This window comes from Streptomyces sp. CB02414 (assembly GCF_001905385.1).
Taxonomy (GTDB): domain Bacteria; phylum Actinomycetota; class Actinomycetes; order Streptomycetales; family Streptomycetaceae; genus Streptomyces.
Genome location: NZ_LIPF01000008.1, coordinates 100,726 through 125,610, shown reverse-complemented (window position 1 = coordinate 125,610; position 24,885 = coordinate 100,726). Strand labels below are relative to the sequence as shown.

The 24,885-nt window shown below is 69.2% G+C and carries 16 protein-coding genes and 1 pseudogene; 13 read left to right on the top strand and 4 right to left on the bottom strand.

What is annotated here, in order from left to right:
• The first annotated feature begins 39 nt into the window (after window positions 1-39).
• From AMK11_RS25775 to AMK11_RS25745, 7 genes are all read left to right on the top strand, one after another.
• Entirely contained in the window at window positions 40-1,290 is a 1,251-nt protein-coding gene (locus AMK11_RS25775; protein WP_073730450.1) for an MFS transporter, read from the top strand.
• Between the two features lie 47 nt (window positions 1,291-1,337).
• On the top strand, window positions 1,338-2,105 hold the full coding sequence (locus AMK11_RS25770) for a glucose 1-dehydrogenase (RefSeq protein WP_073730449.1): 768 nt from the start codon (window positions 1,338-1,340) through the stop codon (window positions 2,103-2,105).
• Between the two features lie 58 nt (window positions 2,106-2,163).
• Window positions 2,164-2,931, top strand: coding sequence for an SDR family NAD(P)-dependent oxidoreductase (locus tag AMK11_RS25765; protein WP_073730448.1), 768 nt, complete (start codon window positions 2,164-2,166; stop codon window positions 2,929-2,931).
• Window positions 2,932-3,093: 162 nt separating this feature from the next.
• Window positions 3,094-3,741, top strand: a complete 648-nt coding sequence (locus AMK11_RS25760) for a (2Fe-2S)-binding protein (protein WP_073730447.1) — start codon at window positions 3,094-3,096, stop codon at window positions 3,739-3,741.
• Between the two features lie 12 nt (window positions 3,742-3,753).
• Entirely contained in the window at window positions 3,754-4,734 is a 981-nt protein-coding gene (locus tag AMK11_RS25755) for an FAD binding domain-containing protein (protein WP_073730446.1), read from the top strand.
• The gene (locus tag AMK11_RS25750; RefSeq protein WP_073730445.1) at window positions 4,731-6,929 is read left to right on the top strand and encodes a xanthine dehydrogenase family protein molybdopterin-binding subunit; all 2,199 of its coding nucleotides are present in this window, start codon (window positions 4,731-4,733) and stop codon (window positions 6,927-6,929) included. Before AMK11_RS25755 ends, AMK11_RS25750 begins: the two co-directional genes overlap by 4 nt.
• Before the next feature lie 154 nt (window positions 6,930-7,083).
• Window positions 7,084-8,412, top strand: a complete 1,329-nt coding sequence (locus AMK11_RS25745; RefSeq protein WP_079187704.1) for an XdhC family protein — start codon at window positions 7,084-7,086, stop codon at window positions 8,410-8,412.
• 70 nt (window positions 8,413-8,482) lie between these two features.
• Here the strand turns inward: AMK11_RS25745 and AMK11_RS39260 are convergent.
• Together AMK11_RS39260 and AMK11_RS25735 are read right to left on the bottom strand one after the other, a co-directional pair.
• Window positions 8,483-9,577 (bottom strand): annotated as a pseudogene (locus AMK11_RS39260) (IS110 family transposase).
• A gap of 1,610 nt (window positions 9,578-11,187) precedes the next feature.
• Window positions 11,188-12,450, bottom strand: coding sequence for a cellulase family glycosylhydrolase (locus AMK11_RS25735; RefSeq protein WP_073730444.1), 1,263 nt, complete (start codon window positions 12,448-12,450; stop codon window positions 11,188-11,190).
• 494 nt (window positions 12,451-12,944) lie between these two features.
• Here AMK11_RS25735 and AMK11_RS25730 point away from each other — a divergent pair, with 494 nt between their 5' ends.
• The 3 genes from AMK11_RS25730 to AMK11_RS25720 all read left to right on the top strand — a co-directional run bounded on the left by AMK11_RS25730 (window position 12,945) and on the right by AMK11_RS25720 (window position 16,955).
• On the top strand, window positions 12,945-14,558 hold the full coding sequence (locus AMK11_RS25730; RefSeq protein ID WP_158070999.1) for a cellulose binding domain-containing protein: 1,614 nt from the start codon (window positions 12,945-12,947) through the stop codon (window positions 14,556-14,558).
• Between the two features lie 88 nt (window positions 14,559-14,646).
• Window positions 14,647-15,894: a mannose-6-phosphate isomerase, class I gene (gene manA / locus AMK11_RS25725; RefSeq protein WP_073730442.1), complete on the top strand. Its 1,248-nt coding sequence runs from the start codon at window positions 14,647-14,649 to the stop codon at window positions 15,892-15,894.
• Window positions 15,895-15,980: 86 nt separating this feature from the next.
• Window positions 15,981-16,955: an ROK family protein gene (locus tag AMK11_RS25720; protein WP_073730441.1), complete on the top strand. Its 975-nt coding sequence runs from the start codon at window positions 15,981-15,983 to the stop codon at window positions 16,953-16,955.
• Window positions 16,956-17,156: 201 nt separating this feature from the next.
• Here AMK11_RS25720 and AMK11_RS25715 read toward each other — a convergent pair whose 3' ends face one another.
• Window positions 17,157-18,185: a LacI family DNA-binding transcriptional regulator gene (locus AMK11_RS25715; RefSeq protein ID WP_073730440.1), complete on the bottom strand. Its 1,029-nt coding sequence runs from the start codon at window positions 18,183-18,185 to the stop codon at window positions 17,157-17,159.
• Window positions 18,182-20,629, bottom strand: coding sequence for a glycoside hydrolase family 2 protein (locus AMK11_RS25710; RefSeq protein ID WP_073730439.1), 2,448 nt, complete (start codon window positions 20,627-20,629; stop codon window positions 18,182-18,184). Before AMK11_RS25710 ends, AMK11_RS25715 begins: the two co-directional genes overlap by 4 nt.
• A gap of 271 nt (window positions 20,630-20,900) precedes the next feature.
• Between AMK11_RS25710 and AMK11_RS25705 the strand changes: the two genes are divergently transcribed.
• The 3 genes from AMK11_RS25705 to AMK11_RS25695 all read left to right on the top strand — a co-directional run bounded on the left by AMK11_RS25705 (window position 20,901) and on the right by AMK11_RS25695 (window position 24,178).
• On the top strand, window positions 20,901-22,223 hold the full coding sequence (locus AMK11_RS25705; protein ID WP_073730438.1) for an ABC transporter substrate-binding protein: 1,323 nt from the start codon (window positions 20,901-20,903) through the stop codon (window positions 22,221-22,223).
• 111 nt (window positions 22,224-22,334) lie between these two features.
• Entirely contained in the window at window positions 22,335-23,309 is a 975-nt protein-coding gene (locus tag AMK11_RS25700) for a carbohydrate ABC transporter permease (protein ID WP_073730437.1), read from the top strand.
• The gene (locus AMK11_RS25695) at window positions 23,306-24,178 is read left to right on the top strand and encodes a carbohydrate ABC transporter permease (RefSeq protein WP_073730436.1); all 873 of its coding nucleotides are present in this window, start codon (window positions 23,306-23,308) and stop codon (window positions 24,176-24,178) included. The genes AMK11_RS25700 and AMK11_RS25695 overlap by 4 nt, the downstream gene beginning before the upstream one ends.
• Window positions 24,179-24,885: the final 707 nt, after the last annotated feature.

Below are 24,885 nucleotides of genomic sequence, written 5' to 3'. Positions count from 1 at the left end.
GCCTCGCCCGCCCCCCGTATCTCGAACAAGGACCCCCGCATGCCCCCCGCCTCCGGTACCGCAACCGGCAAGCTGCCCTTCGTCGTCTGGGTGCTCGCCGCCGGCACGTTCCTGATGGGTACCACCGAGTTCGTCATCGCCGGATTGCTGCCCGAGATGGCCGCCGACCTGAACGTGAGCGTGTCGCACGCCGGCCTGCTGATCACCGCGTTCGCCGTCGGCATGATCGTCGGCGGGCCCGCGATGGCCATGGCCATCCTGCGCCTGCCGCAGCGCCACACCCTCATCGGCGCACTCGCCGTCTTCGCCCTCGGGCACGCCGTCGCCGCCCTGAGTACCTCATTCACCGTCGTGCTCACCGCCCGCGTGGTGACGGCCCTGGCCACCGGAGCGTTCTGGGCCGTCGGCTTCGTCATCGCCACCACCACCGCCGGGCCCGCCGGTGCCACGCGCGCGGTCGGTGTCATGATGGGCGGCCTCACGCTGGCCAACGTGATCGGGGTGCCGATCGGCTCGTTCGTCGGCCACTACACCGGGTGGCGAGGCCCGTTCTGGGCGCTGGCCGTCCTCGCCGCGCTGGCCGCCGCGTTCGTCGGCCGGTTCATCCCCCGCACCGAGCAGCGGGCCGAGGTGTCGGTGCGGGCCGAGGTCCGGGCCCTCAAGCAGGGGCGGCTGTGGCTGGCGCTCGGCGCAGCCGTGCTGATCATGGGCGGAGTCCTGGCGACGCACACCTACATCACCCCGCTGCTGACCGACCGGGCGGGCATCCCGGCCGGGGCCGTGCCGCTGGTGCTGATCGCCTTCGGTATCGGGGCGCTGGGCGGCACCGCCATCGGAGGACGTCTCGGGGACCGCCGCCCGATGGTCACGACGATCACCGCGTCGGCGGCCACCGCCCTCATCCTCCTGGCTCTGATCCCGGCCTCCAGCAGCCCGGTGGCCGCCGTGGTCCTGGTCTTCGGCATGGCCGCGGCCGGGTTCACCGTCAACCCGGTCGTCACCTCCCTGGCCGTCCGCTTCGCCGGGGATGCCCCCACCCTCACCTCGGCGCTGACCACCTCCGGCTACAACACCGGCATTGCCGCCGGCTCCCTCGTCGCGGGCCGGGCCCTGGACTCCTCGCTCGGCCTGACCGGGCCGGCCCTTGTCGGCGCTGTCTTCGCCGCGCTCACCCTGCTGCCGCTCATCGCGCTCGCGCTCAGCGGCACCGGCCACCGCACACGGATTGTCGCCCAGCGCGCTGCTGCGGCCCCCGTGCGGGACGACGCCTCCACACCGGCACACCACTGACATCCGCCCGGACGAGCCACCGTTCCGCCATCGAGGGAGAGACTCCCATGACCGTCGCCTACGACTTTCGCGGCAAGAGCGCGTTCGTCACCGGCGCAGCCTCAGGCATCGGCCGCACGACCGCCCTGGCCTTCGCCCGCGCCGGCGCGCAGGTCGCCCTCGTCGACCGGTCCGCCGAGGGCCTGCGCGAGACCGCCCGCCTCATCGAGGCCGACGGCGGCAAGGCAATCGCCCTGACCTGTGATGTCACCAGCGAGACAGACGTCCAGACTGCTGTCGAGCGGACAGTCGAACGTTTCGGGAGCCTGGACGCCGCGTTCAACAACGCCGGGGTAGAGCAGCCCGTCCAGACGGCCGCCGATACCGCCAAGGACGACTGGGACCGCATCCTCGCTGTCAGCCTCACCGGTGCGTTCCTGTGCACCAGGGCGCAGGTCCGCCAGATGCTCCGGCAGGACGGCGGCGGGGCGATCGTCAACGTCTCCTCCGGAGCCGGCGTCAAGGGGTTCAAGGGCCAGGCCGCCTACGCCGCCGCCAAACACGGGATCATCGGCTTCACCCGCTCCGCGGCCCTCGACCACGCCGCCGAGGGCATCCGCATCAACGCTGTCTGCCCCGGCATCATCGACACCGAGATGATCCGCCGCTTCGGCGACACCCGACCCGGCGGGCGCGAAGGACTCATCGCCGACGAACCCGTCGGCCGCCTGGGCAAACCCGAGGAGATCGCCTCCGCCGTGCTGTGGCTGTGCTCCGACGACGCCGCCTTCACCACCGGCACCGCCCTCGTCGTCGACGGCGGCCAGACCGTCTGACCCGCCGGAACCCCCAGGGAACACCAGTCGCCGAAACCCGACGTGAGGAGTCCACTCCATGAACCCCACCTACGACTTCACCGGCCAGGTCGCCTTCATCACCGGCGCCTCCTCCGGCATGGGCCTGGCCAGCGCCCGCGCCTTCGCCGCCTCGGGAGCCGCCGTCGCCCTCGCCGACATCAACGAAGACGCCGTCAACCATGCTGCCAAGCAGCTCGCCGAGGAGGGCCACCGAATCCTCGCGCTGGTCTGCGATGTCACCGACGAGGACCAGGTCGCCGCCGCCGTCGACCGCACGGTCGAAGCCTTCGGCCGGCTCGACATGGCCTACAACAACGCCGGGATCATGCCCCCGCCCACCGACGCCGCAGACGAGAGCGCCGAGCAGTTCGACCGTGTCCAAGGCATCAACCTGCGGGGCATCTGGGCGAGCGTGAAGCACGAACTGCGCCACATGCGGGCCCAGGGCAGCGGCGCGATCGTCAACTGCTCCTCCCTCGGCGGTCTCGTCGGCAACCCCGGCCGCGCCGCCTACCACGCCACCAAGCACGGCGTGATCGGTCTGACCAAAAGCGCCGCCCTCGAATACGGCTCCCGCGGCGTCCGGATCAACGCCGTCTGCCCCGGCACGATCAGCACCCCGATGGTCGACGCCATGGTCGAAGGCGGAGAACTCGACCGTAGCCAGGCCGAAGCGGGCCAGGCCATCGACCGGCTCGGCACCGCCGACGAGATCGCCCAGGCCGTCCTGTGGCTGTGCAGCGACGGCGCCAGCTACGTCACCGGCATCGCCCTGCCCGTCGACGGCGGCTACACCGCCCAGTAACCCGCTCCCGGGCCGGATACGACACGACGTCCGGACCCAGCTCTCCTACGAACCGAACCCGCGTGAGCCTCCTTGCCGCCAGGAGGCCATCGGGCCATGCCCTCCCGCACGGGCGCCACCGCTGTGCTGTTGACCCTGTCCACGACGCGAAGGTCTCCCCACATGCCCACCGAACCCGTACCGCAAGAACCCGTCGCCATACCCGCCGACCCGCAGTCGCGCATAGCGCCGACCCGGCGCGCCTTCATCGCCACCGGCACGGCCGTCGGGACCGCCGTGGTCGCCGGTACCGTCCTCGGCACCGACCTACTGTCCGAGTCCGAAGCGGCAGCCGTCCCCTCGGCGCCCTCCAGCCGCCTCACCGTGACCGTCAATGGCACCCGCCACACGGTCACGGTCGACAACCGCACCTCCCTGCTGGACCTGCTGCGCGAGCACCTCGATCTGACCGGGGCGAAGAAGGGCTGCGACGCCGGTGCCTGCGGGGCCTGCACCGTCCTGGTCGACGGACACCGGCAGAACGCCTGCCTGACCCTCGCGGTCCGTCTGGAGGGGGCCGAGGTCACCACGGTCGAGGGCCTGGCCGACGGCGACCAACTCCACCCCTTGCAGCAGGCGTTCATCGACGAGGATGCCTTCCAGTGCGGCTACTGCACCCCCGGCCAGATCCTCTCCGGCGTCGGCTGCATCAAGGAGGGCCATACCGACTCCCCGGAGGAGATCCGGGAATGGATGAGCGGCAACATCTGCCGCTGCGGCTGCTACGTCAAGATCGTGCGCGCGGTGGAACACGCCGCGGGCCGGAAGTGAGGGCCCCGCATCATGTATCCCTTTGACTACACCCGTGTCTCCGACACGGAAGAGGCCCTCGCCGCGGGCCGTCGCGGAGGCCGCTACATCGCCGGCGGCACCACCCTGGTCGACCTGATGCGCGAGACCGTCGAGCGCCCCGAGATGCTGGTTGACATACGCGGCCTGCCGCTGGACGAGGTCACCGCCACCGAACGCGGCGGCCTGCGCATCGGCGCCCTGGTCACCATGTCCGCAGCGGCCGCCCACCCCAAGGTGCGCAGCCTCTTCCCGGTCGTCTCCCAGGCGCTGGAGCTGAGCGCGTCGGCGCAGCTGCGGAACATGGCCACCATCGGCGGGAACATCATGCAGCGCACCCGCTGCACCTACTTCCGCGACGTGACCGCCAACTGCAACAAGCGCGACCCGGCTTCGGGCTGCGCCGCCCGCGAGGGCTACAACCGCTCCCATGCCATCCTCGGCACCTCGGATGCCTGCGTGGCGACCCATTCCTCCGACGTGGCGGTGGCGTTCGCCGCCCTGGAAGCCCAGGTTCATGTGCTGGGCGCCGACGGGCAACGGCAGATCCCGTTCGCCGACTTCCTGCTGCGCCCCGGCTCGACCCCGAACCGGGAACAGGCACTCGAGAGCGGCGAGTTGATCACCGCAGTGGAGATACCCGCTCTGCCCCGCCCGCTCAGGTCCGGGTATCTGAAGGTCCGTGACCGGCAGTCCTACGAGTTCGCCCTGACGTCGGCCGCCGTCGCCCTGCACGTGCGCGGCGGAGTGATCCGCGAGGCCAAGGTCGCGGCCGGCGGCGTGGGCACCGTCCCATGGAAACTGCCCGCCGTCGAACAGCACCTCCTCGGCGAACGCCCCTCCCCCTCACTGTGGGCCGCCGCCGCCGAGAAGGCCGCGGACGGGGCCCGCCCACTGGCCCACAACCGGTTCAAGACCGACCTGCTGAAGCGGACCGTCGAACGCCAGCTGCGCATCGTAGGAGGTACGAAGTGAGCCCCCAGCCACAGGCAGCCGTCGGCGCCCCGCTCTCCCGCGTGGAGGGACGGCTCAAGGTCACCGGCAAAGCCCCCTACGCCGCCGAGCACGACATCAAGGGCGTCGTCCACGCGGTCATCGTCGACGCGAGCATCGGCCGTGGCCGCATCACCTCCATCGACACCCGTGACGCCCTGGCCCAGCCGGGCATGCTGGCGGTGATCCACCACGGCAACGCGCCGAAACTCCCCTACAAGGACAACCCCGCCTCGAACAACCCGCCCGGCGGGCGCAGACTGCGGGTCTTCCAGGACGACAAGGTCCTCTTCCACGGCCAGCCCATCGCCGTCGTCGTCGCCACCACCCTGGAGGCCGCGCAGCACGGCGCAAGCCTGGTCAAGGTCGCCTACGACGCCCAGAAGCCGTCCACCGACCTGACGAAGGCGAAGGCGGACAAGCCGACCAAGTACGCACGCGGTGACGCGGCGGCGGCCCTGCGCTCGGCGCCCGTGCGGATCGATGCGACCTATCAGATGGCGCGCAACCACCACAACGCGATGGAGCCGCACGCAACCATCGCCCACTGGAGCGGCAACAATCTGACCGTGTGGGACAAGACCCAGTGGGTGGTCGGCACGCAGACCGAACTGTCCACCGTCTTCGGCCTGCCCGCCGACTCCGTGCGCGTGATCTCCCCGTACGTCGGCGGCGCGTTCGGCAGCGGACTGCGCTGCTGGCCCCACACCATCATCGCCGCCCTGGCCGCCCGGGAAACACGACGCCCGGTCAAACTCGTCCTCAAGCGCAAGCAGCAGTACTTCAACACCGGCTTCCGCCCCTCCTACGAATACCGGCTGAAGCTGGGCAGCAACCGGCAGGGCCGCCTGACAGCGATGGCCCACGAGATGGACGCCGAGACCTCCTCGTACGAGACGTTCACCGAATCCATCCTGATGCCAGGACAGATGCTCTACAGCACCCCGAACGTCTGCCAGGCGTACCGGACGGTGCCGCTGGATGTGAACACCCCGCTCTACATGCGCGGCCCCGGCTTCGCCACCGCCTCGTTCGTCATCGAATCGGCCATGGACGAACTCGCCGCCAAGCTCGGCATCGACCCGATCGAGCTGCGCCGCCGCAACGAACCGTCCGAGGACGAGTCCAAGAACCTGCCCTTCTCCACCCGCCGGCTGCGCGAGTGCTACACCACCGGCGCCCGCCAGTTCGGCTGGGACCAGCGCCGAGCCAAGCCCCGCTCGCGCCGCGAGGGTGACTGGCTGATCGGCATGGGCATGGCCGCCGGCGTCTACGACACCGCCCGCATGCCCGCCCAGGCCCGCATCCGTCTGAACGCGGACGGCACCGCGGTGGTCGACGCCGCCGCCAGCGACATGGGACCGGGCACCTACACCTCCCAGACCCAGGTCGCCGCCGACGCCCTCGGCCTGACCATGCGCACCGTCACCTTCCGCCTCGGCGACTCCCTCTTCCCGCCGACCCCACCGCACGGCGGATCGATGACCATGGCGAGCGTCGGTTCCGCCGTCCTCGACGGCTGCAACCAGGTCCGCCGCCAGGCCATCAAACTGGCCGTCGAAGACCGCCAGTCACCCCTCTACGGAGTGGATGCCGAGGACATCGTCGTACGGGGCGGGCGGCTGCACACCAAGGACAACCCGGCGCGCGGCGAGACGTACAAGAGTCTGCTGACCCGGAACAGGCGTTCCCACCTGGAAGCAGACGGCGCGTACGCCGGGCCCGCGGCGAAGGAGCGGCACTCCTTCTACGCCTACAACGCCACCTTCGCCGAAGTCGCCGTCGACGCCACCCTCGGACTGGTGCGGGTGCGGCGCATGCTCGGCGTGTACGACGCGGGCCGCATCATCAGCCCCAAGCTCGCCGAGAGCCAGGCGATCGGTGGCATCACCGGTGGCATCGGCACCGCCCTGCTGGAACACACCGTCACCGACCACCGCGATGGCCGGATCGTGAACGCGAACCTGGCCGACTACCTCGTGCCCGTCAACGCCGACGTCCCCGACATCCAAGCCATCTACCTCGACGGCGAGGACCGCGAAGCCGACCCGCTCGGCGTCAAGGGCCTCGGCGAAGTCGTCCACGTCGGCGTCGCGCCTGCCATCGCCAACGCCGTTTTCAACGCCACCGGCCACCGTGTACGCCAACTCCCCATCACCGCCGAAGCACTCCTGTAACCCGTGCACCCCGCGGTGCACGCCGATCCGTCCGGCAGACACCCAGTCACACAGCGTCTGCCGGATCGCCGGGCGCCGCCGCTCCGTCCCCCGTCGGACGGCGGCGGCCTACCCACCTCGTCCAATCACCGTGCTTCACCTGCGGAGAGAGCCCATGCTGAACATCGCGGCCCCACTGCACCACTGGTGCCGTGAGCACCGCCCCTTCGCCCTGGCCACGATCGTCGGTGTCACCGGCAGCGCGCCCCTGCCCGTCGGAACCTCGGTCGCGGTCGGCGAAGACGGCACGGCCGTCGGCAGCATCTCCGGCGGATGCGTCGAAGGCGCCGTGTACGAGCTGTGCCGACAGATCCTCGAGGACCGCACGGCTCCGCAGCAGGCCCGGTTCGGCTACTCCGACGAGGACGCCTTCGCCGTCGGCCTGACCTGCGGCGGTCAACTCGACGTCCACGTGCAGCGCATCGACCCGGCCGCACAGCCGTACCTAGCCACCGCCCTCGCCGACGCGGCGAACGGTGGACCCACCGCCGTGGCACAGGTCGTGAACGGCCCCGCGCACATCCTCGGCGGCCTCCTCGTTCTGGACAGCGACGGCCGCCTGACCGGCACCGACCTGGACGCGGACACCAGCCGCGTCGTGACCGACCACGCCCGGGCGCTGCTGCGGGCCGGGCGTACGGCTGCCGACCGTCTCGGCGGTGACGCCGCGACCTGCCCCGAGCAGCTGACCGTCCTGGTGCACGTGGCGGCCGCCCGGCCGCGCCTGCTCATCTTCGGCGCCGTCGACTTCGCCGCCGCCCTCGCCCAGGCCGGTCGTTTCCTCGGATACCGGGTCACCGTTTGCGATGCCCGGCCCATGTTCGCCACTGCCGCCCGGTTCCCGCACGCGGACGAGGTCGTCGTCGACTGGCCCCACCGCTACCTGGCGCAGACCGCCGTCGACACCCGCACCGCCATCTGCGTCCTCACCCACGACGCCAAGTTCGACATCCCCCTGCTGCGACTGGCTCTCGCCCTGCCCGCCGGCTACGTCGGCGCCATGGGCTCCCGCCACACCCACAGCGAGCGCCTGCGCCTCCTGGACGAGGCTGGCATCACGGCAGAACAGCTGACCGCACTCCACTCGCCGATCGGTCTCGACCTCGGGGCGCGTACCCCCGAGGAGACCGCCGTGTCCATCACCGCGGAGATCATCGCCCACACCAACGGCACCAGCGGCCTGCCCCTGTCCCAACGCCCCGGCCCCATCCACCGGACTGCACCACACCACGGACCCGACAATCGGCCCACCCGACACGACGCGGCGGCCCGAGCAGTCGCCTACCGCTCCGCCTCATTGCCCACGCCACTCCCCGCAGGGCGCGCCGCCACTGCAGCGCCCCATTCTCGACGCGGAGCGCCTAGTGGCGCCAACTCCGAGGTAGACCACTACGGTTTGACATCCGACCTAGTCGGCCCAGGTCAGAAGGCCACACACGACTAACTTCGCTGTCAAAGGACACGAACTACGGCGGCCCACCCCTGTTGTGGGATCTCAAGTTTCACGGACGCCCCTATAACGCAGGGGTGTGGGAAACCGGTCTGACCAGGTTGAAGTCCTCTCGGGCTGTATATCGCTTGAGGCATCGGATGATCTCACGTCGGGTCTTGCCCTCCTGGGTGCGGCGTTCGTAATACGCTGGGTGCGCGGGTCGTGGCGCAGGCGGGTGAAGACAATGCGGTGCAGGGCGGCGTTGGCCTGCCGGTCGCCGCCGTAGTTGAGCCGGCGCGTTCTCCGACGCCCGGAGGAGTACTCGATGGGGCTGACTCCGCAAAGGGCAGCAAAGGACGCCTCCGTGTTCAGCCGCTCGGGATTGTCCCCCAGTGATCAGGAGAGTGACGGCGCTGTCCGGACCGATGCCTACCGGCACGAGCAGCTGTGGGGCGTGACGTTCGACGAGCCGGGTCAGGCGTTGGTTGAGCTCATTGATCTGGCCGGTGAGCTGTTCGATGCGTTCGGCGAGCATGCGCAGCGTCATGTGGGTGGCCTCGGCTACCGCGTCCTCGTCTCCCCCTCCGGCGGTCGCGCCGAGGGTCGCGCAGGTGCGGAACAGCTCGGCGTTGCCCAGGCTGGACAGCCGTTCCCGGAGGGTGGGGTCGGCGATGACCAGGACGGCCTTGAGCTGGTTGATCGCCTGGGTGCGGGCCTTGACCGCGGAGTCCTTGGCAAGTTTGTAGATCCGGGCGCTGTGCACCGGACCGTCGCCGGATTTCGCCCAGGCCCGGGCGCGACCACTGAGCACGGCCCGTGCGGCAGCCTGCGCATCGAGCGGGTCCGACTTCCCCAGCAGACGGCGGGCTGTGCGGTTGGGCCGATTCACTTCAAACACCTGGACGTGCTGGGCCAGCAGGTAGCGGGACAGACCCGCACCGAAGGTGCCGGTGCCCTCCACGCCGGCCCGGCGCACCGTGCCCCGCTTGCGGGCCCAGACGAGCAGCTGACGGTAGCCGGCCGCCGTCGCCGGGAAGGACTCGGTGCCCAGGATCTTTCCCAGCGGAGAGATCACGGCCGCGACATGGACTTCGCCGTGGGTGTACACGCCCAGGACGACCTCGCGCCGAACGGGAGGATCCGTGCTCGAGAAAGTGCTGCGTTGCCGGGTCGTCATAATGGTTCGCCTCCCGCTATGTGAGATGCAGGGTGGACGGCACCGGCCTGCTCGGGCGGTCTGAACCGTGATGGCGCCTGATCGGCAAGGCCCCTATAGGGACACGCCCTCTGGCTCGGTGGCAGGCAGCATCCCGCAACGATGGCCGACATGCCTGTGACTGGACACTTCGGTCAAAAATCTCACGAGTCAGACCCCGTCCGGGATGGCACTGCACAACCGTCCCATCGATGCCGGTACAGCGGCATGACTCGATCATTTCCGGATGGCTTCGGCCGAATCGGTACTCAACCTGATTGGGCGAGCTGACAAGGCGTTGCCATTCGTCCGCTCCTGACCGGTCTTGACGGAGAGGCGTCAAGCGAGGTGGTGATCTCACCGGCTGCGGCACCTACTCCGTGATCAGCACCCGGTGGCTAACTCACCGGAAGAGGACTCTTGCCGTTTGCCTCCACTGCGGTAGCCGCCGCCGTGTCGGCCATGTTGCGCGCATACCTCACCCAACACCTTGTGCCCGGCGAACACGGGGCACCGCCGCAAGACCGGTGGCCTGCTCCTTGTCGGGCGGCGGGAGGGGTTTGCGGCGCGGAGTATCTGGTTGACGTGCACGGTGTCGAGGGCCCTTTCCCAGCGGGCGATGACCGGCTGACCAACCTCGCAGGCAACAGCGTCGCCACTCCCCACCTGGCGAGCAGGTGATCCGGCACCCCGTTGTTGGCGAGGTACATGAGGCCAGCCGGCCGAGCATCGTACAAACGGACCCGCGAAGGCCGTTTGCGTCCAATACTTTGTAGGCCCACGTTCGGAGCTGCCGACCTTTCAGCACGCACCCAAGTTCATCCACGAGCGCATACCCGCCGCACTCGCACCCCTCACCCACTGCCTGCGTGGCGCGGAACCTTTTCAGCGCCTCCCGTACGAGGCTCGGGAGCGGCAACATACGCTCCCCCGCCATGCTCTTCGTGTCCTTCTCCACCACCGTGCGGCGCCCCATCATGGTCCGGGTGTTGGCGATGCTGAGCGTGGCAGCGTCCAGGTCGATGTCCGACCACCGCAGGCAGCAGACCCCCCGCCGGACGGAGCCCCATCACGGACAGCAGCAGCGCGAACAGGCGGTCGCCCTTCATCGCAGCATCGAAGGCACCCACCTCCGAGGCGTTCCAACTGAATGGCGTCTGAGGCGGACAGCCTGGCCGTGGCCGCACGGCCCCACATGCGCCGTCCATGCACCCGTCGCCGCGAAGGCGCTCCGCTCGCCCGAGCCCGGTTCGGGTGCTCACGTCGGACCGCGAGGACTGGTTGAAACCGTGCGGCGCCCCCATGCAGGCGGAGATGTCTGAGCAAGATGTTCACGCGCTGGAGGGTGTCGGCCCGCGCATCGCGCACCATCCCCGACGCTCTGCGCTGAGTGAAGGTAGACGACGAGATCACTGCCGGAGTCGTCACCTGACTCAAGGGATGCCGAGGCACCTGGTCGCGCTGGACGAAGCGGCACCCAGGCGGCCCGAATTCGGAATCTCACGTCCGTGGCCAACGCCTGGCGTCACCGTACGGCCGAATGCCCCGCCCCCTGGGACTTCCCCTGGGCGGGGCACTACCGCATCCGCCAGTCAGCGATCCGCCGCGCCGCCCCGGACGACACAGGACCGGCTGTTCTCCCAGCCCCACCCGTCACCGTCGGGATCCGAGGCGCTGCCGTTGGCGCAGTACGAGTACCCGTTGGGCGCGAGCCCGCCCGGGACCACGCACGAGCGGCTGTTCTCCCAGCCCCACCCGTCGCCGTCCGGGTCGGAGGCGCTGCCGTTCACGCAGTACGGGTAGCCGTTGGGAGCGGTGCCGCCCGTGCTGCCGTCGTCACCGCCGCCGTAGACGGTGGCCGTCTTGGACGTGGCGGCGATGCCGTTGCTGCCGTTGAAGAAGCGGTCACCCCAGCTGGTCAGCGAGTTCGGGTCGAAGCCGTTGACCATGTCGAGGTACTCGACCCCGCTGCCGTTGCCGCTCCAGGACCAGCCGATGTAGCCGATACCGAGGGACTGGGCCGTCGCCATGATGGCGTCCTCGTCGGGGTTGCCGTCGCTGTGCTGGTCGCCGAACTCGCCGACGACGATGGGGAGTCCGTTGTCGACGAAGGCGTTGAGGTAGTCCTGTACCTCGGCGGCGGTGTCGTAGACCCCGTACATGTGGATGGAGAAGATGGTGTTGCGGTCGGGGTCGGAGGCGAAGACCGAGGCCGCGTTGGACCGCATCGTGCCGGACCAGTCCTGGCCCCAGTTGGGTGCGTCGACCATGAGGGCGTGGTCGATGCCGGCGCCGCGGAGCTTGGTGATGGCCGCCTTGGTGGCGTCGGTCCACGCGGTGTAGTTCGTGTTGCCGAAGGGTTCGTTGCCGATGTTGACGACGACGTAGTCCTCCTGGCCCTCCAGCGCGCTCTTCACGCTGATCCAGTAGTCGGCCGCCTGGTCCAGGCTGGTCGCGGCGCCGTCCTCGCCGTACCCGGTCGTGTCGTGCACCTCCAAGACGCAGATGACCTTGTTCTCCTTGCACTGCTCGATGAGCGTGGAGACTTGGGACGCGTTCGTCTTCGTCCAGCGGCCGCCACTGCCGAGCACGACGCGGACGGTGTTGGCACCCTTGGCCGCGATGTCGGCGATGGAGCTGGTCTGCTCGGGGTACCAGGTGTAGGCGTGGTTGACGCCGCGCATGACGAATGCGTTGCCGTTGCCCTCGACGACGCGTCCGTCGCTGACGTGGATACCGCCGTCCGCCGCCTCCGCCTTGCCGGTTGACGGCCCGGCGAGTGAGAGCAGCAGGCCGAGGACGGCGGCGAACGCCATCCCCGCCGTCGTGATGAGTGTGCTTCCTGGCTTTCGCATGTGTCTCCTCGGGGGTGAGTGGGACGGGGTGACGGCACCTGACCGGGTGCGCTGAACGCGGTGCCGGCGCATGCGGATGACAACGATGTCAGACGGCGGGAGGGGCCGCCCGACACAGGCCCTCACAGGCGTCGGGGGTTGCGGAGCAGGCGCCGGACTAGCGGCGTGACGGGGACGACGAGGCAGCCGGAGGGGCTGCGGACCACCCAGCGCCACACCATGAGGCACCGGATGTTCCATCCATGTCAATAGACCGTTCAAGATTCGCCTCAGCAAGTCCAGAAGCTCTGGCGTACTAAACCGCTAAACGCGCTGCCCAGCACCAAGAGACGGTCACGAGTGGGCAGTTACCAGCAAGAACGCACTCTGCGCGATTGATTGACAGTCGAAGTAGACGCCCCTACGTTCCTCCCCGGTTAACCGGTACATGCAAGTCACCTCCGAACGAGAGAGCCGCTATGCATGCTCACCCCCTCCCCTCATCCAGACGGTATGTGACGCCTCTGGTGCTCCTGCTCGTGGCCGCGTTGGCGGGCGCGTGTCTGTCGCTCATGCGCCCGCCCCCGGCCTCGGCCGCAGCCGAGGACTCCTTCGTCACGCGCTGCGGGATCCGCTTCTGCCTCGACGGCGAGGAGTACTACGTCGCCGGCGCCAACGCCTACGACCTGTTCACCTTCGGCTCGGGCTCCGGCGACACCGAGACGCAGTACATGGACAAGGAACGCATCGACGCCCACATGGCACGCATGCGCGACGACGGTGTCGACGTCGTCAGGCTGTGGATGTTCAGCCACGAGAGCTGGCACGGCTTCGAGAAGTCCGAAGGCGTCTACGACGAGCAGCAGTTCGCGCTCTTCGACTACGTCATCGAGTCCGCCAGGACGCACGGGCTGCGCCTCATGCCGGTCTTCGAGAACTACTGGGAGGCATACGGCGGCATCGACACGCGCCTGGGCTGGGAGGGACTGTCCGGTGGGCAGCCCGCCCGTGCCGCGTTCTTCGACAAGGACCGCTGCCCGGGATGCTTCACGTCCTACAAGAACTACGTGAGCCACGCCCTCAACCGGACGAACCACTACAGCGGTGTCAAGTACAAGGACGACCCGACCATCTTCGCCTGGGACCTGATGAACGAGCCGCGTTACGAAGGCCAGAGCGACGAGGAGAACGTCGAGGGGACCACACTGCGAGCCTGGGTCGACGAGATGGGGGCCTTCGTCAAGGAGATCGACCCCAACCACCTGCTCGGCGGCGGCATCGAGGGACACGGCACGCAGTACGGCTTCGGCGGCGACGAGGGCAACCCCTTCGTCCACCTCCAGCAGTCGCCCTACCTGGACTTCACCTCGGCGCATCCCTACCCGACCGAATACTGGGCCGACCTGTCCCTGGACGAGACGAAGGAACTGGTCCGGGCCTGGATCACCGACTCGCACGAGAAGGTCGGCAAGCCCTTCTTCATGGGCGAGTTCAACGTCCACAACGTCGACCGGGCGGCCTGGTGGAGCGAGATCTACGCCGACTTCGAGGCGGCCGGCGGTGACGGCAGCGCCTTCTGGTGGTACCAGGACCGCGAGATCGACGGGAAGTTCGGCGTCACCCAGGGCGATCCGGAACTCGACGTGTTCCGCGCCCACTCCGCCCGCATGGCCGCCAAGAGCGGTCACACCTCCCCGACCGGCACCCCGACCTCCTCGCCCTCCACCGGAGAGCCGACGACGACCCCCGAGCCGACCACCACACCGGACCCGACCGGCACACCCACCGCGTCCCCCACGACCGGCACACCGTGCCGGGTCGACTACCGGCTGTCGGACTGGGGAACCACCTTCAACGCGGACGTCACGATCCACAACACCGGCAGCACGGCGGTCGACGGGTGGGAGCTGTCGTTCACCTTCCCCGGCGGCCAGTCCGTCACGCAGATCTGGAACGCCACCCGCATCCAGGACGGTCGCAGCGTAACCGTGACCCATCCCTCGGGCTACAACACGTCCATCGCATCCGGAGCGACCGTGAACTTCGGGTTCAGCGGCGCCTCGCAAGTCGGCACGAACGGCGTTCCGGACTCCTTCACGCTGAATGGAACAGCCTGCTCGTCAGTGTGACGGAAAGCCGACCGGACCAACTATACCGGTTCAATAACGGGACCCGGGCAGCTCACGGAATCTGTTCAGACACGGTTAACGTACGACCGTGGATCTACTTCAACCGATCATCAAGCCATACGCATGGGGTTCACGCGACGCATTGGCCCGGCTGCAGGGGAGGGACACCCCGTCGGCCGGGCCGGAGGCGGAGTTGTGGATGGGCGCGCATCCGTCCGGCCCCGCGGGGTTGACCCGCGACGGACGGGCCACGACACTCCTGGACGCCGTGGCCGGCGATCCGGACGGGGAGCTGGGGGGCGCCTGCGCCCGGACGTTCGGAGGCAGGCTGCCGTTCCTGCTGAAGGTGCTGGCCGCCGAGCAGCCGCTGTCCATCCAGGTGCATCCGGGCCGGGACCAGGCCCGCTCGGCGTTCGCCGCCCAGCAGGCCCACGGCGGTCACGGCCCCTACGCGGACGACTGGCCCAAGCCCGAACTGCTCTACGCGCTCAGCCGCTTCGAGGTCCTGGCCGGATTCCGCGACCGCGAGGAGGCCGCACACCTCCTGGAGAACCTCGGGGTCGACGGCCTTCGCCCGGTGATCGGACTACTGCGAGCCGGCACCGGTGAGCAAGCCCTCTCCGAGGCCCTGCGCGCCCTGCTCGAACGGGCGCCGGACGATCGCGCGCCGCTGGCTTCCGCCGTCGTGGCGTCGAGCCGCCGCCTGGCGCGGTCCGCGCACCCTCATGCGGCCGCGTACGCGGCGGTGGAACGCATGTCAGGGCATCATCCCGAAGACCTCGGCCTGGTGGCTTCCCTGTTGCTGGACCACCGGGTTCTGGAGCCGGGCACCGCCCTGTTCATGCCGGCGGGCGGACTGCACGCCTACGTGCACGGGGTCGGCCTGGAGCTGCTCGCCAACTCGGACAACGTGCTGCGCGCGGGACTGACGACCAAGGAGGTGAACGTGCCGGAGCTGCTACGGATCACCGACCCGACGGTGCGCGTGCCGGTGGTCGTGCCCAGGAGCGTCCCGGGGCCGGGTCCAACCTGGCTGTACGACTGCCCGGTGGCGGAGTTCGCGCTCTACAGGACCGAACTCGACGGCTCCAGCGGGCCCCTCGTACCCGCGTCCGGCCCCCGCATCGCCTTCTGTGCGGACGGATCGACCCGACTGAGCACGAGGACCGGGTACTCCGAGCCGCTGCGCCTCGGCCCCGGCGCCTCCTGCTTCCTTCCCGCTTCGGACGAGGAAGTCCTGGTCGAGGGCGAAGGAACGCTGTTCGTGGCCACCGTGGGCCTGCTCCCGGACGAGCACAGCGCGATCGCCCAGAATTCGTTCGCTTCTCTGCAATGACAACGTTGTCGCATCATTGGTTTCCTCATCGCGTCCACATCCTGCTTCGAGGTTTCCGGTGACCGACTGGAGAAAGGACCACATCGGTGTACGCCGCCCTGGACATCGGAGGGACAAAGATCGCGGGAGCGCTGGTGGACGAAGGGGGGTCCGTCGTCCACCGAGCCGAACTCCCCACGCCCGCGAGGGAGTCCGCCCAACGCATGGCACGGACGATCGACGCCGTGATCGACACCCTGTCGGCCGCCCCGGCCTGGGGCACCGTGCGTGGTGTGGGCGTCGCCAGCGCGGGCCCCGTCGACACAGCGGCCGGCACGGTCAGCCCCGTGAACATTCCCGCCTGGCGGGACTTCCCCCTCGTCGAGAGCGTGCGCGCCCATCCACTGCTCCTCACCGGCCTCGAACCGGTCCTGCTCGGGGACGCCGTGGCCATGGCCGCTGCCGAACACTGGCTGGGGGCTGCTCGGGGCGTGGACAACGCCCTGTGCATGGTCGTCTCGACCGGCGTCGGAGGCGGATACGTCCTGGGCGGCCGACTGCATCCCGGCCCTTCGGGCAACGCCGGGCACATAGGCCACATCTCCGTCGGCATCGACGGACCGCCCTGCGCCTGCGGGGCGCGGGGATGTGTCGAGGGGTACGCCAGCGGTACCGCCATCACCCGTTACGCCGTGCAGACGGGCTGGTCGCCGGGGCCGGGTTCGCAGCCCTCGGCCGCCGCGGTCGCCGCGTCCGCACGCGAGGGCGACGAGCGTGCCCTGGCTGCCTACGACCGTTCGGCCCGGGCGCTGGCCGCCGCGATCGCGGGCAGCGCGGCGCTGCTGGAGATCGAGGTCGCGGTCATCGGGGGCGGTGTCGCACAGGCGGGCGAGACGCTGTTCACGCCCCTGCGCCGCCATCTGCGCGCATTCGCGGTCCTCGACTTCGTGCGTGATCTCAAGGTGCGTCCCGCCGCTCTGGCACGGGACGCCGGGCTCATCGGCGCGGCTGCGGCGGCCCGGCAACAGTTCGCAGAACGGAGCGGGGCGGCAGCGCCCGTCGTTCACGAAACCAATGCTTAACCGGTTTCGTGACACTGTTGTCGCAGTGCGGCTCACGGGGCAGCTCTTCGCTCTCATTTGCAGTACCCACTTGCAGTGCCCTTGGGTGAAATTCCCTGTGGAACTACCGCGGTCCGGGTGGCATTTCACAGCGAAGCTCTCGGTGACACGCGAAGGGGCGCGGCATGACGCCGCGCCCCTGGACCGTCCCTGCCCGCCGCTCTACGACGGGGGCGGCGCGGTCGACGCCCGCGGAACCAGCGAGGGCGTCGCGACGGGCCCGGAGGTCACGTCGTGGCCCGCCAGTACCTCGAACAGCACTCGCGCGACCTGCGCACCGAAGCCGTGCACGTCGTGACTCATCGCCGAGAGCGTCGGATGTGTGAGCCGGCACAGCTGGGAGTCGTCCCACGCCAGCAGTGACAGGTCGTCCGGCACGGAGACGCCCATCTCGGCGGCGACACCGAGTCCGGCGACCGCCATGATGTCGTTGTCGTAGAGGATCGCCGTGGGGCGCTCGGCGGACAGCAGCAGGGAGCGGGTGGCCCGCGCGCCGTCCTCTCCCGAGAAGGCCGTCTCGACGTGCGGACCGCCGTCGAGGCCGAGTTCGCTCATGGTCCGTTCGAACGCGGTCGTCCGGATGGCGCTGTGCCCGAGCCCCAGGGGACCGCCCACGTGCGCGATGCGTCGGTGCCCCAGCACCGCCAGGTAGCGCACCGCCTCGGCGACGGCCGCGTCGTCGTCGGTCCACACCGACGGGAATCCGCCCGTGAGGGACGGGTGACCGACCGCCACAGCAGGGAGGCCGATGCGCCGCAGCGGGGCGATCCGTGGATCCTCGTGGTGGAAGTCGACCAGGATCGAGCCTCCTACCTGCCGCTCCCGCCACCAGCGTTCCTGCAGCCCGATCTCCTCGTCCAGCGAGCCGACCAGGCGCAGCAGCAGTGAGCAGTCCCGCTCGGCCAGCACGCTCTCGATGCCGGAGATGAACTCCATGTAGAACGGCTCCAGGCCGAGCAGCCGGGCGGGCCGGCAGATCGCCAGGCCGACGGTGTCGACGGACTGGCGCGACAGGCTGCGGGCCGAGGAGTTCGGGGCCCAGCCCAGTTGCCGGGCCGCCGCGAAGATCCGCTCCCGGGTGGCGTCGGACACCCCCGGCTTGTCGTTGAAGGCCAGGGACACGGCACCCTTGGACACGCCGGCGGCCGCGGCGACGTCCTTGATGGTGACGCGTACGGACGGTGCGCTCACGCCGGTTCCACGCAGAACAGCGCCGCCCGGACGGCATTGGCCCCGGTGTCGGTCGCGCCCGTGACCCGCAGGCGGAGTTGTTCGCCGGGGAGGAGGGTGCGCAGTCCGGTGTCGCAGACGGCGTCCGGTCCGAGCCGGTCGGCCTGTAGGAGGAGGTCGCGTACGAGGGTGTGTGCGGTTACCACGACCTCGACATTACCCGTCCCGGCACCCATCGGGGACTCCACGGCCACGTCGTAGTGCGGGACCGGATAGGCGAACTCGCGGTCCGTCACAGGCAGGTGCACGCTGCGCAGATCCTCGCTGTCCGCGACGAGGAGCTCCTTGGTGGACCCCTGGGCGGGGGCCAGGTCCTGCGGCACGGTCCGGCGGTGCACCGCGCGGGCGGCGACGGTCACGTCGAGCACGTGCTCGGCCACCTCGGTGCCGTCCGCCCGCAGGCGTCGCAGTGTGATGCGTGCCTGCCAGGGCTCGGCGGACTGGTTGACGGCGGCGAGTACGAGGCCGTCGTCGCCGTCGCCCGGCTGGAGCGTGAGGAGCCGGTCCGCGTAGACCCGGCGCAGCTCGTGGTAGAGCGGCTTGAGCCGGCCGTCGCCGTCGATGGCCGACCAGGAGCTGACCGGCCAGCAGTCGTTGATCTGCCACACGATGGTGCCCGCGCACACGGGCCAGTGCGAGCGCCAGTGCTCGATCCCGGTGGCGATCGCGCGGGCCTGCACGACTTGGGTGAGGTAGTGCCAGCGGTCGAAGTCGCCCTCGGGCAGGTCGAAGTGGCGCGCCACGCCCCGGTTCAGCTTGCCGTTGCCGTCCTCGGCCTTCTGGTGGTGCAGCATGCCGGGCGAGTCGGGCGCGAGTCGTTCGCCGGGCAGCGCGCGTCGCAGGGTCGCCAGGGCGGGCGGCGCCTGCCAGCCGAACTCCGACACGAAGCGGGGCACCGAGTCGCGGTACTCGGCGTAGTCCCGGCGGTTCCAGACCTCCCAGGAGTGATACGTGCCGTGGGCCGGGTCGTTGGGGTGGTGGTCCCAGGAGCCGGACCAGGGGCTGCCGGCGGTGTAGGGGCGGGTGGGGTCGAGTTCGGCGACGATCCGCGGGAGCAGGTCCAGGTAGTAGCCGCCGCCCCAGGAGTCGCCGCGCAGCTCGGGCTCCCAGTCCCAGTCGCGAAAGCCCCAGAGGTTCTCGTTGTTGCCGTTCCACAGCACGAGCGAGGGGTGGGGCATCAGTCGGACAACGTTGTCGCGGGCCTCGGCCTCGACCTCGCCGCGCAGCGGCTGCTCCTCGGGGTAGGCGGCGCAGGCGAAGAGGAAGTCCTGCCAGACCATGAGGCCCATCTCGTCGCAGGCGTCGTAGAAGGCGTCGTCCTCGTAGATGCCGCCGCCCCAGATCCGCACCAGGTCCACGCCCGCGTCGGCCGTCTGGCGCAGCCGCGTGCGGTAGCGCTCCGGGGTGATCCGGGACGGGAACACGTCGTCGGGAATCCAGTTGACCCCGCGCGCGAGAATCCGTTCGCCGTTGACCACGAGGGTGAAGCCGGTGCCGTGCTCGTCCGCCGAGCGGTCCAGTTCCACGGTCCGGAAGCCGATGCGCCGGTGCCAGGAGTCGAGGGGCCGCTCTTCGGCGCCCGGACCCGCGGCTTCCTCGGTGAGCTCGAGTTCCAGGTCGTACAGGGGCTGGTCACCGTATCCGCGAGGCCACCAGAGGGCGGCGTCGGGCACCTCCATCGTCAGTACGGCGTGTGTCCCCTCCACCACGCCGCGCGCCTCGGCCAGGCCGTCCCCGACGGTGGCACGTACGGTGAGCGGGCGGGCCGTCCCCTGCGCGGTTCGCTCGATCTCGACGCGTATCTCGACGCGGCCCGTGCCGCCCTCGACCGTCACCAGCGGGCGTACGTCGGCCAGCCGGGCCGTCGACCAGCGTTCCAGCCGGACCGGGCGCCAGATGCCCGCGGTCACCAGGGTCGGGCCCCAGTCCCAGCCGAAGCTGCTGGCCATCTTGCGGATGTACTGGAACGGCTCCGGGTAGACGTTCGGTCGCTCCCCCGTCAGCGCCCGCACCGAGGCCGCCTCGTCGTAGGCGGAGGCGAAGTCCACCTCTAGGCGCCCGTGGCGGCCGGTGACGTCGAAGCGGTAGCGCCGGTGCATGTTCCGGGTGCGGCCCACCTCCCGGCCGTCCAGCGTGATGGTCGCGGCGGTGTCGAGTCCGTCGAAGACCAGGTCGGTCCGCTCGTGCCCCTCCCCTGCGGTGTCGGAGCCCGGCAGGTCGCGGGCGTAGGTCCAGGCCCGCTGTCCGACCCAGGCAACAGCGGGTTCGTTGACGCCGAGGAAGGGGTCCGGGATCAGCCCGGCCGCGAGCAGATCGGTGTGGACGCAGCCGGGGACCTGGGCGTGCAGCAGGTTGTCGCTGTAGCTCAGGCTCCAGCCCTCGGTGAGCGGGAGGACTTCCTTCATGTACGGCTCCTTCGGCGGGACGGGCCCGGTGTCGTATGAACGCGGCTCAACCTAACCCCACAGAAGTGAACCGGTCTAGCCCTCCTTCCTTGCCAGGAGTCCACGCCGAAGCACAGTTGGCGCCTCAATAGCCCGACTCGGCCTCTCACCTCAGGTAACGATTGAGTATCGCGAAGGTTTGGGCAGCTTTACCGGTTCACGAGTGCCTGACATAGTCGCCGTCAACCACCACCGGAGCCCGAGCCGTAATCCTTGGAAAGGAGCTGGGCACATGGGGAAGAGGACGCTGAGCGTCGCACTGCTTGCCACCGCGATGATGACCGTCGCGGGGTGCAGCGGAGGGGGAAGCGCGGACGCCGGCGAGACCGCCGCCGCACCGGTGAACCCGGACGGCGTCTCGGGGGACATCACCGTGCTCACCAATCGCACCGACCTTGTAGAGGACGGGACGATGAAGAAGTACGCCGCCGAGTTCAACAGAACCTACCCCGACGTGAAGGTCGAGTTCGAGGGCCTCACCGACTACGAGGGCGAGGTGAAGATCCGCATGAACACGGAGGACTACGGCGACGTCCTGCTCATCCCGTCGGCGGTCGCCAAGGGCGACTATCCCAAGTTTTTCGCGCCGCTCGGCGAGACCTCCTCGATGAAGCCCACCTACCGCTTCACCGACAAGACCGACGTCGGCGGCAAGACCTACGGCATCGCCACCTTCGGAACCGCCAACGGCCTGGTCTACAACAAGGCGTTGTGGAAGAAGGCCGGGATCACCGACTGGCCCACCACCACCGACCAGTTCCTCGCCGACCTCAAGGCCGTCAAGGACAAGACGGGGGCGACCCCGTACTACACCAACTTCAAGGACGGCTGGCCGCTGGAGAGCCCCTGGACCAACAGCGTCGGCTCCATCAGCTGCGACATCCAAGGCCACGACAAGCTCGCCGACATGGACAAGCCTTGGGCCAAGGGCAACGACCTCAACACCCTTGACACCCTGCTCTACGACATCGTCCACCAGAAGCTGTCGGAGAAGGACCCGGCCACCACCAACTGGGAGAGCTCCAAGACCCTCCTGGCCAAGGGCAAGGTGGGCAGCATGGTGCTCGGCTCCTGGGCCATCAACCAGATGCGGGACGCGGCCGAGAAGGCCGGCGAGAACCCCGACGACATCGGCTTCATGCCACTCCCGTCCCAGAAGGACGGCACGTTCTGCTCCACCCTGGTCTCCGACTACCAGCAGGCCGTGAACATCCACTCCGACCACAAGGAAGCCGCCCGGGCGTGGATCGACTGGTTCACCGAGAAGTCCGGCTACGCGGCCAAGGAGGGCGCCGTCTCCGCCCTGAAGTCCGAGGGGATGCCGGAGACCCTCAAGGACTATGTTGACAACGATGTCAAGACGATTGAGCGTTCCGCGGCACGGACGGCCGAGGTCGACGCCATCGACAACGCCTCCGAGATCGGACTCAACAAGCCGGACTACCGCAAGAAGCTCATCGACATCGCCCGCGGTGCCACGGACGGAACACTCGAGGGCTACTTCGACGACCTGAACAAGCGCTGGTCCGAGGCCAGGCAGACCGTCGGCTCCTGAATCCGGCACCCGTCTGAACCCCGCACCCGCCGGGTCCCCTCCCCGCCTCCCCGGAGAACGGGACCCGGCGCCCAGTGCCCTCAGCGGACGACGAAAGGCCCTGGCTCCGCAATGACCCGAACCGCTTCCACCGCTTCACCGCCCACCCCGGCCGCCGGGACGGGCCCAACCGGCAAGCAACCCACCCGGCATCGCGCACGGGCCGACGCCTCGTGGCGCGACCGGCCGCTGCGCAAACTCACCCCGTGGCTGTTCCTGCTGGCCCCCCTCGCCCTGCTGATCACGTTCACCTACGTGCCGGTGGGCAACATGATCTACTACAGCTTCACCGACTGGGACGGCGTCAGTCCCGACCGCAACTACGTCGGCGCGGAGAACTACACCGAGATCTTCACCCGCCCCGAACTGTTCCGGGTGTTCACGGTCAGCTTCTACTACCTGGCGGCGTCCGCCGTACAGATCGTCATCGCCCTGTACTTCGCCGTCGTCCTCAGCTTCGACCTGCGCTTCAGGAACCTGTTCAAGGGCATCCTGTTCTTCCCGTACCTGATCAACGGCGTCGCGATCGGCTTCGTCTTCCTGTACTTCTTCCAGGACGGCGGCACGCTCGACTCGGTCCTGTCCTGGTTCGGCGTCGGCACCGACCACGCCTGGCTGGGCACTCCCGAGTCGGCCAACACGTCCATGGCCGGCGTGTCCGTGTGGCGCTTCACCGGCCTGAACTTCGTGTTGTTCCTCGGCGCGATCCAGTCGATCCCCGGCGAACTCTACGAGGCCGCCCAGTTGGACGGCGCGAGCCGCTGGCAGCAGTTCCGGCACATCATCGCGCCGAGCATCCGGCCGGTGCTGAGCCTGAGCGTCATCCTGGCGATCTCCGGCTCCCTCTCCGTCTTCGAGATCCCCTACATCATGACCGGCGGTGCGACGGAGACCTCGACGTTCGTCATCCAGACGGTGAAGTACGCCTTCCAGTTCAACAAGACCGGCCTGGCCTCGGCCTGCGCGGTGGTGCTGCTGGCGATCATCCTGGTGATCACCTGGATCCAGCGCCGCCTCGTGCCCGACGAGAAGGTGGACCTCGTATGACCCTCACCGCCCCGACCCGCCGCGCGCAGGAGCAGACGCGCCGCCGCCCGCGCGTCAGCACCGCCCTGACGTACCTGTCGCTGGTCGTCGCCTCACTCGTGGTGCTGCTGCCGCTCGCCGTGGTCTTCCTGACCTCGCTGAAGTCCTACGGGGAGATCTCCGACGGCCAGGGCGCGCTGGCCCTGCCGGACGACTGGCTCAACTTCTCCAACTACGCCACGGCCTTCAACGACGGTCACATGCTGCAGGCTTTCGGCAACACGGCCTTCATCCTGCTGTTCTCCATCACCGGCACGGTGATCATCGGCTCGATGACCGCGTACGCGATCGACCGCTTCGACTTCCGCTTCAAGAAGCTCGTCATGGCTCTCTTCCTGATCGCCACGCTGGTGCCGGCCGTGACGACGCAGGTGGCCACCTTCCAGGTGGTCAACAGCTTCGGGCTGTTCAACACCCGGTGGGCCCCGATCCTGTTGTACATGGGCACGGACATCGTGGCCATCTACATCTTCCTGCAGTTCATCCGCGGAATCCCCAGGTCCCTCGACGAGGCCGCACGGCTCGACGGCGCCAACTCCTTCACCATCTATCGGAAGATCATCTTCCCGCTGCTGAAGCCGGCTATCGCGACGGTGGTCATCATCAAGGGCATCACCACGTACAACGACTTCTACATCCCGTTCCTTTACATGCCCAAAGAGGATCTCGGAACCATGTCGACGGCCCTGTTCCGGTTCAAGGGGCCGTTCGGGGCGCACTGGGAGAACATCTCCGCGGGAGCCGTTCTCGTCATCGTGCCGACGCTGGTGGTCTTCCTGTTCCTCCAGCGCTACATCTACAACGGCTTTGCCCAAGGGGCCACAAAATAGCGAAGCCCCCGCCGCGTCGGATCTGCCGGACGAGGCGTTCGGGCGAACTGAAGGCGACGTCGGAGCCGCCCGCGCCGCAAGGGCGACCAGAAACCTTCGAAGAGGCGCAGCCGGCTCCCGCAGGGGACGGCCGTGGCATGAAGTCGTCGGCTGTAAAGACCAGCGTCTCAACGGGACCTGGTCCGCGACCGTTGCCCCTGACCGGTCGCAGACCAGGCACTCGTGCGTGGCAAGTGATCGGTTCTCGTTCCGAGGGGAACCGATCCGGCCAAGATACGGCGGAACCTCGGACAGGCAACGGTTGGACGGCGGGCGGAGCCGACCGGGATCGGCTGGAAGTGGCCGTTGTTTCACACGCGCGGTGGCATGCCGGGGGGAGGCACTCCGCCGGGCGTCTCGCCCTCCCCCACCGCTTGGGCACCGGGGACGTGACGCGCTGACGACCGCCGGGCCCACGATGGTCGGGGGCCTCGCCAAACTCAAGTACGTCCGCTGGGTGAAGGCCCGGCCGCTCCGGACACCACCAGGTGGCACCACCGGACACCCGTGTACGCCGGAACCGAACCCCGCTTCGAAGACGGAAACGCTGTCGGCCCGACGCCGGAACGGGCCCGGGCCAACTGGTAGCGACCTCGTCGTCCAAGCCGGGTGCCGCAAGGCTCTCTCCGGACTCCGCCGGGCCCGCTCGCACAGGAATGGGGCAATGG

Coding starts and splice junctions, on each gene's coding strand:
- AMK11_RS25770 (WP_073730449.1), top strand. CDS start 1,338: ATGACCGTCGCCTACGACTTTCGCGGCAAGAGCGCGTTCGTCACCGGC.
- AMK11_RS25745 (WP_079187704.1), top strand. CDS start 7,084: ATGCTGAACATCGCGGCCCCACTGCACCACTGGTGCCGTGAGCACCGC.
- AMK11_RS25710 (WP_073730439.1), bottom strand. CDS start 20,629: ATGAAGGAAGTCCTCCCGCTCACCGAGGGCTGGAGCCTGAGCTACAGC.
- AMK11_RS25755 (WP_073730446.1), top strand. CDS start 3,754: ATGTATCCCTTTGACTACACCCGTGTCTCCGACACGGAAGAGGCCCTC.
- AMK11_RS25760 (WP_073730447.1), top strand. CDS start 3,094: ATGCCCACCGAACCCGTACCGCAAGAACCCGTCGCCATACCCGCCGAC.
- AMK11_RS25765 (WP_073730448.1), top strand. CDS start 2,164: ATGAACCCCACCTACGACTTCACCGGCCAGGTCGCCTTCATCACCGGC.
- AMK11_RS25735 (WP_073730444.1), bottom strand. CDS start 12,450: ATGCGAAAGCCAGGAAGCACACTCATCACGACGGCGGGGATGGCGTTC.
- AMK11_RS25695 (WP_073730436.1), top strand. CDS start 23,306: ATGACCCTCACCGCCCCGACCCGCCGCGCGCAGGAGCAGACGCGCCGC.
- AMK11_RS25775 (WP_073730450.1), top strand. CDS start 40: ATGCCCCCCGCCTCCGGTACCGCAACCGGCAAGCTGCCCTTCGTCGTC.
- AMK11_RS25700 (WP_073730437.1), top strand. CDS start 22,335: ATGACCCGAACCGCTTCCACCGCTTCACCGCCCACCCCGGCCGCCGGG.
- AMK11_RS25705 (WP_073730438.1), top strand. CDS start 20,901: ATGGGGAAGAGGACGCTGAGCGTCGCACTGCTTGCCACCGCGATGATG.